General features: G+C 63.0%; 1 protein-coding gene. It reads left to right on the forward strand.

Going from position 1 to position 1,415, the window contains the following annotated elements:
• Nucleotides 1-37: 37 nt before the first annotated feature.
• Nucleotides 38-1,378, forward strand: a complete 1,341-nt coding sequence (locus tag EDF56_RS25760; protein ID WP_132393027.1) for an integrase arm-type DNA-binding domain-containing protein — start codon at nt 38-40, stop codon at nt 1,376-1,378.
• Nucleotides 1,379-1,415: the final 37 nt, after the last annotated feature.

Below are 1,415 nucleotides of genomic sequence, written 5' to 3' on the forward strand. Positions count from 1 at the left end.
TAGCATTTGGGCCGATACCCCCAGATGGATACGACCCATGGCGCTCACGGAACTCGAGGTCAAATATGCCGCCAAGCGCGGCAAGCCTTACAAGCTCGCCGATGGCGGCGGGCTGCATGCCTTCGTGCAACCGAGCGGTTCCAAGCTGTGGCGCATGAAGTACCGCTTTGACGGCAAGGAAAAGCTTCTCAGCTTCGGCCAATACCCCGACGTGTCGCTGACCGCGGCCCGTGCCAAGAGACACGAGGCGCGCGAACTGCTGGCGCTTGGAAAAGACCCCGCGGAGGTCCTCCGGCAGATCAAAGACGAGGCGGGCGCTCGCACCTTTGAGATCGTCGCGCGTCAGTGGCACGCTCGCCGCGTGGATAGTCTCAATCCCTCCCATGCGAAGCGTCTGCTGGCGCGATTGGAACGCGACGCGTTTCCGGCGCTCGGCTCCAGTCTCATCGCCGACGTGAAGGCGCCCGAGATACTCCAGGCGATCAAGGCCGTCGAAGCGCGCGGGGCGCTGGATGTGAGCCGGCGCGTCCTCCAGTCGATCGGCCAGATCTTCCGTTATGCGATTGCCGAAGGGTTTGTTGAGCACGATCCCTCCGCGCATCTGGCAGGGGCGCTCAAGGCGCGTCCCAAAGTGCGGCACATGGCGCGGCTGCCGCTGCAGCAGCTTCCCGAACTCGTGCACGCCATTCAAAACTACGACGGCGAAGAAGATCCCCGCCGCCGCGAGATCACCCGCGAGGCCATGCTCTTTACGCTGCTGACCTGGTGCCGGACCAGCGAGACGCGCTTTGCGGCGTGGACGGAGTTCGAGGACCTCGACGGCGAGAACCCGCTCTGGCGGATACCCGGTGAGCGCATGAAGATGGATAGGGAGCATATCGTGCCGCTTTCGGCGCAAGCAGTCGCACTATTGCGCCGCCGTATGCGCACAGCCAATCGCGACGATCTCGTGTTTCCGGGGACCAAGCCCGGCAAGCCGATCTCCCAGAACACGATGATCTATGCCTGCTACCGCATGGGCTATCGCGGCCGCCAGACCGTGCACGGGTTTCGCGGTATGGCCTCGACCTGGGCCAATGAGCAGGAGATCTACAACTCCGACTGGATCGAGATGGCGCTCGCGCATTCGGAAGACGACGACATTCGCGGCGCCTATAACAGCGCGCTCTATCTGACACCTCGCCGCCGCATGCTTCAGCACTGGGCGGATACGGTGAGCCAAGCTGACAAGCAGCCGGCGGAGAAGTCGAGCGGCGACGTTGCCGAGGCGGCCTCCGTATCCGAGATCGTACAGCCAGCACACGGCGGCAATGTGTTCGGCTTTTCGATGACAAATCGGTTCGAGTGGCAGACTTGCCTGTCCACTGATCAAGATTGAGCCTTTCCTAAACAGGCCATTCCTGGAGTGCCGGCAC

It is taken from the genome of Novosphingobium sp. PhB165, assembly GCF_004341845.1.
Classification (GTDB): Bacteria; Pseudomonadota; Alphaproteobacteria; order Sphingomonadales; family Sphingomonadaceae; genus Novosphingobium.

Coding starts and splice junctions, on each gene's coding strand:
- EDF56_RS25760 (WP_132393027.1), top strand. CDS start 38: ATGGCGCTCACGGAACTCGAGGTCAAATATGCCGCCAAGCGCGGCAAG.